We start from the raw sequence: 5,913 nt of genomic DNA on the forward strand, positions 1-5,913 counted from the left end.
CTTGCAAATGATTGTCCTTTCCTTCATTTCTCTCCTATTACGAAGATTTTAAACAGGTTCTAAGAAATTTTGATTTGGTAAAGGTGCTTCAAACTCTCTATGTGTTTCATTTATTGATTGCTCAAATTTTTGGAACTCCTTTTCCCACTTTAAATTTATCTGTCCTGTAATGTCCTCATCTTTGCGTAAAGGGCCAATAAAATACCAGATTAAATTTTTTTCCTCCAATTGTTTTATAGTCTCTTGAAAGCTGCTACAAGATTCAATCACATCTAAAATATCCTTTTTCTGCTGTTCATCTACATCTAAACTTTGACTTTCAGCTATAAATACATTTTCGTTTTCCTGTGGCATAATTTTACATTTTAAAAAATATACTATAATATTAACAGATTTCTTTAAAAAGTCAACTAATTGTTGGATAAATAAACTTGAGCATTTGGCCAAAATGTTATATAGTAGCCACCTCAAGAAGTACAGTATGGACAATACCATTATAAGAAAATACGATATCAGAGGTATAATAGGCAAAGGCTTGCAGATTAATGATGGGTACGAGATAGGTAGAAAGTTTGGCCAAACCGTAGCTAGTGTTTGTGTCGGCTACGACAGCAGAATAGATTCACCAGGTATAGAAGGAGAATTAATTAGGGGCTTAACTTTATCCGGTGCAAATGTTATACGCGTTGGACTATGCTCTTCACCTATGCTTTACGCTGCAACACAAATCACACAGGCGGATCTTGGTATCATAATAACTGCCTCTCATAACCCCAGCGAATATAATGGCTTTAAATTTTTTAGTAATAAAAAAGTCTTCTCAGATCAAGAAATGAAGGAAATTATAAGCAGTCCAATTAAAAACAGCACAAGAATTGGAAGCTTAATTAACATAAATATATATAGTGAGTACATTAGCATATTGAAAAGTGCAGTGAAGAACGATACTACACAGAAATTAAAAATAGCCTGGGATTGTGGAAATAGTCCAGCAAGTGGAATTATAAGGTATATTGAAAAGATCTTGCCTGGTCATACGCACATCGTAACCAATAACTCTATAGATGGGGCATTTCCACTGCATGATCCAGATCCCATAGAGGAAAAAAATCTTGCTCAATTAATTGACATTGTGAAGGAATATGGATGTGATCTTGGCATTGCGCTAGATGGCGATAGCGATAGGGTGCGCTTAATTGATAATAAAGGCAACGTTGTTTCCAATGACCATTTATTTATAATTTTTGCACGTGAAGTGTTGGAGGAATATCCAGAAAGCAAAGTTATTGCTAACGTAAAAATGAGTATGAAAGTGCATGATTTTGTTAGCAAGTTAGGAGGGCAAGTTATCACCTGTGCTACTGGACATTCACTAGTTAAGAAGAAGATGGTAGAGGAAGAGGCAAAGTTTGCTGGTGAATTAAGCGGGCACTTCTTCTTTTCTGAGCTAAGTTTTGATGATGGGCTATATTCTGCTGTTAAAGCAGTTGACATTTTGCTTAAGAAAAACCAAAGCCTATCTCAGGTGATTGAGGATTTACCGAAGTTATATATCACTCATGAAGTGAAGATTGTAGTGAAAGATGAGAAAAAGTTTCAAATAATTGAGTCAATAAAGAAAACACTGGAGCAGCAAAATATTGTATTTTCAGATCTTGATGGTGTTAAGGTAACCGATAATAAAGGTTGGTGGCTTCTTAGGGTATCAAATACGCAAAACTGCATTACAGCAAGATGCGAAGGAGAGACTTTAGAGGGTTTTGAACTTACTAAAAAGGTTTTGTTCCATTACATTGATGAAGCAAGGTCTTTAAATTGTAGCTACTCACAGAAATAAATTTGATTTATAAAATTGACATGAAAGTATAAAGATAAATAGGCTAAATGTACTTATCACCTGGTCAGGCTGCAGCATTATTTCGTGTAACCGTTTGCGGGTCCACTTAATTCTGCAATTCTTTGATCTCACTCATGGAGAGGCCAGTAAACTTAACAATAGTGGTGACATCAACATTATTAGCCAGCATTGTTTTTGCAACTTCAATTTTTCCTTCCTTTTTAGCATCATCAAGTTTTTGTTCAAGAACAGCCCGTTCATCACGAATACGTTTTATTTCCTGTTCGTAGGCAATAAATTCTTTCTCTGACCAGTTGAATCTATTTAGTTCTTCATATGCCTTTTTAATTATTACATCACTACCTATTATCTTTTCCAATTCTTCTTCGCTAGTTTCATCTGCATATTTAAAATAATAGATCCATTTTTCAACTATACTCTCCAATTGGTCTTCTTTAGTTTTAGGAAATTTTGGTAACTCAATAAATGTAAAATAAAAATCTTTTAAATCATGTTCATAGCTATCTTTGTCTAACATTACATGATCTGACTTATACTCAGATTTATTAGGAAAGAGAATACAATCAGCAATAGCTATAAAAATGATTTCTTTAAGATCCTGATATTGATCACCTTTATCAGCTTGCCTTGAATAAGCTTTAGCAGCGTAATATTGAGCGCGTTTTTCAAAGCCTTTAGTTTTGGCAACTTGCATTTCGACTATTACTTGCACCCCATTTTCATCCCTGCAAAGAACATCAACGATACTTTGTTTTTTAGAGGCAATTTCAGCATCTTGAATAGTGCTGAGGAATTCTATTTCTTTTATTTCATCTTTGCCAGTGAACCCCAAAATATCATTGAGAAAGTGAATGAGGATGTCTTTATTTTTTTCAGTACCAAAAATACGCCGGAACGCAACATCATTCTTGGGGTCGAGAAATTTAGAAAGAGCCATAAAAAAATTTTTAAATGTATCTTTACATTATATATTCTTATTGATGATAATTCAATAATTTGTCATCTTTTTTGTTAACTTTACTGATGTTGCCAGAAGGAACGTTGTTGCAAAATTTTGTAAAATTTATTATCCTAAGGTTTCAAGTTCTCACAGGTTTATTGGAACTATATGTACAATGTGTTTATCAGTGAAAATCTGGAGAAAATGATGGGGGAAAAGTTGATACATTACTTTAGCCAGGGTAAATGCGAAGGCAATGCAGAAATGAAAAATCTGCTGGGAGGAAAGGGGGCAAATTTAGCAGAAATGTGCAGTGTTGGCATTCCTGTTCCACCTGGTTTCACAATTTCCACCTCTGCTTGCAAAGTCTATTATCAAGACAATAGATCTTCTGTTATCCAAGTAGCTGACTACTCGGATCCAGAAAAAAATGTGGTCACGCACTGGAATGACATATGTAGTGGAATCAAAAACTACATGGCGATGCTCGAAAATGACATCGGTTGTAAATTTGGGGATTTAAATAATCCTTTATTAGTTTCAATACGCTCTGGTAGTGTTAGTTCAATGCCGGGCATGCTTGATACTATTTTAAATGTTGGTCTAAATGATGAAACCGTTGTTGGGCTTGCAAAAAAAAGTGGCGAACGTTTTGCTTACGATAGCTACTGCCGTTTCATCATGATGTACTCCAATGTTGTACTACAGCTTGATCATCACCTATTTCAAGATGTTGTTGATAATGAGCAGCAAAAGAGTGGAGCAAAAAGCTTAGCTGATCTTGATGTTGATGTTTTAAAGAGAATTGTTAACGATTTTAAAAAGATAGTATATGAAAAAACTGAGAAACATTTCCCGCAGAACGTTGAAGAGCAATTGTTAAACTCAGTTAATGCAGTATTTGCCTCTTGGAAAAATGATAGGGCTGTTTCCTATAGAAGAATACATAATATTCCTGAAAACCTTGGAACAGCGGTCAACGTGCAAGCAATGGTTTTTGGTAATTTAAATGATAATTCTGCAACTGGTGTGATATTTACACGAAATCCTTCAACTGGAGAAAAAAAATACTTTGGTGAATTTCTGATTAATGCTCAGGGTGAGGATGTGGTTTCTGGTGTTTATACTCCTATGCCAATTGACGGAGAGCAAAAAAACACCATGGAGAAGTTGCTGCCAAGTGTCTACCGAGAATTATGCGTGGTATGTGAAAAACTTGAAAGGCATTATAAAGACGTGCAGGATATCGAATTTACTGTGCAGGACGGTAAGTTATGGATTTTGCAGACTAGGTCTGGCAAGCGCACGGCTGAAGCTGCTATTCGCATAATAGTTGATATGGTAAACGAAGGAACGATTACAAAAGAAGAAGGAATATTGAGAATTGATCCAAAAACTTTTGACAATTTATTGCATCCAGTTCTTGACGTTAAGGGTGACCAGAAAGTAATAGGGAAGGGACTGCCGGCTTCTCCAGGGGTTGCTTCTGGATATGTAGTGTTTAGTGCAAGTGATGCTGAAAAAGCTGCAGAGCAGGGTAAAAAAGTGATTTTAGTAAGGTCAGAAACGAGTCCTGAAGATATTAATGGAATGAATGCTGCAAGTGGCATAGTAACAGCACGGGGAGGGATGACCTCGCATGCTGCTGTTGTAACCCGTGGAATGGGTAAGCCATGCATTTGCAGTGTGAGTGGACTTTATATCGATAAAGGTGGAACTTTCTTTTCTGTAGGGGATGCAAAAGTAAATAAAGGTGAACCAATTACCATCAACGGAGGAACAGGGGAGGTTATGCTTGGCATTCTTCCTACAATTTCACCTGAATTATCGCAAGAATTCAAAACGATAATCAACTGGATAGATGAAATCAAAACGATCAAAGTGAGAGCGAACGCTGATACTCCAAAAGATGCAAAAATTGCAAAAGAATTCGGTGCAGAAGGTATAGGCTTATGTCGCACAGAACATATGTTTTTCGCTAGTGATAGAATCGAATTCATTCAAAAATTGATAATAGCTGACGATGAAAATGAAAGGGCAAATGCGCTCATTAAACTAGAAGAAATGCAAAAGTCTGATTTCAAAGAAATATTTTCTATTATGGAGGGCAGGGAAGTCACTATACGGTTGCTTGATCCACCTTTGCATGAATTTTTACCCAATGATCAGTCTACTATAGAAAAAATTGCCAAATCACTTAGTAAGTCAGTTGAGTCAGTAGAAAATAAAATAGCACAGTTATCAGAAAAGAACCCAATGCTTGGCCATCGAGGTTGTAGACTTGCTATTTCTCATCCTGAAATATATAGCATGCAGATTAGGGCAATACTTAGTGCTGCAAGTGAATTAAAGAAAGAAAAGAAGATAGAAGTGGAGCCTGAAATCATGATTCCTTTTATTATGAGCGAGAAAGAATTTATTCTGATATGCGAGCTAGCAAAGAAAGAATCCTCTGTTATCTCAGCTGGGATCCAGACGCAGATTCCAGCGTCACGCGCTGGAATGACATCAGACAAGGCTTATTCAATTGGAACGATGATAGAACTACCAAGAGCAGCACTGATTGCTGATAAGTTAGCAAAACATGCAGAGTTTTTTAGTTTTGGCACTAATGATTTAACGCAAACAACCATGGGACTTTCAAGAGATGATTCAGTTAATTTCCTCGATTCTTATAAGGAAAGCAACATATTCGAAAACGACCCATTTGAAGTGCTGGACATCGAAGGGGTAGGGGAGTTAATCAAGATAGCCATTGAAAGAGGCAAAAAAACCCGAAAAGAAATAAAACTGGGTATATGTGGAGAGCATGGAGCAGATCCAAAATCTATAGAGTTTCTCATCGAATCAGGGGTAGATTATGTTTCATGCTCACCCTATAGAGTACCGATTGCAAAGTTAGTGGCAGCACAGTTTAGTGTTAGATCTAAATTTGCTAGGTAAGTATAGTGGCAGTGTTGGCTACTCATATGGTTTGAGTCCACCAGAGGGTGTCATTCCAGCGCGTGACGCTGGAATCTAGTTTTTATTATGGCCTTTTGGATCCCAGTGGGCTTTGTTGCATCGCTAGCTATGATGGATTAAAGATAAAAAAAGGTGGAGTATATCAGTAGCT

4 protein-coding genes are annotated in these 5,913 nt (G+C 36.4%); 2 read left to right on the forward strand and 2 right to left on the reverse strand.

The genetic code is table 11. From position 1 onward, the window contains the following. Positions 1–48: 48 nt before the first annotated feature. Entirely contained in the window at positions 49–447 is a 399-nt protein-coding gene (locus tag OZD61_RS02115; protein ID WP_338062827.1) for a hypothetical protein, read from the reverse strand. Positions 448–481: 34 nt separating this feature from the next. On the opposite strand from OZD61_RS02115, the gene OZD61_RS02120 reads away from it, so the two are divergent. After that, on the forward strand, positions 482–1,837 hold the full coding sequence (locus tag OZD61_RS02120; RefSeq protein ID WP_274979676.1) for a phosphomannomutase/phosphoglucomutase: 1,356 nt from the start codon (positions 482–484) through the stop codon (positions 1,835–1,837). Positions 1,838–1,943: 106 nt separating this feature from the next. Here the strand turns inward: OZD61_RS02120 and OZD61_RS02125 are convergent, their stop codons facing one another. Then, positions 1,944–2,795, reverse strand: a complete 852-nt coding sequence (locus tag OZD61_RS02125; RefSeq protein WP_096616857.1) for an Rpn family recombination-promoting nuclease/putative transposase — start codon at positions 2,793–2,795, stop codon at positions 1,944–1,946. A gap of 210 nt (positions 2,796–3,005) precedes the next feature. On the opposite strand from OZD61_RS02125, the gene ppdK reads away from it, so the two are divergent. Next, positions 3,006–5,741: a pyruvate, phosphate dikinase gene (ppdK, locus tag OZD61_RS02130; protein ID WP_274979677.1), complete on the forward strand. Its 2,736-nt coding sequence runs from the start codon at positions 3,006–3,008 to the stop codon at positions 5,739–5,741. The last annotated feature ends 172 nt before the right edge of the window (positions 5,742–5,913 follow it).

This window comes from Wolbachia endosymbiont of Drosophila bocki (genome assembly GCF_028982005.1).
GTDB classification, from domain to species: Bacteria; Pseudomonadota; Alphaproteobacteria; order Rickettsiales; family Anaplasmataceae; genus Wolbachia; species Wolbachia pipientis.

Coding starts and splice junctions, on each gene's coding strand:
- OZD61_RS02120 (WP_274979676.1), top strand. CDS start 482: ATGGACAATACCATTATAAGAAAATACGATATCAGAGGTATAATAGGC.
- OZD61_RS02125 (WP_096616857.1), bottom strand. CDS start 2,795: ATGGCTCTTTCTAAATTTCTCGACCCCAAGAATGATGTTGCGTTCCGG.
- ppdK (WP_274979677.1), top strand. CDS start 3,006: ATGGGGGAAAAGTTGATACATTACTTTAGCCAGGGTAAATGCGAAGGC.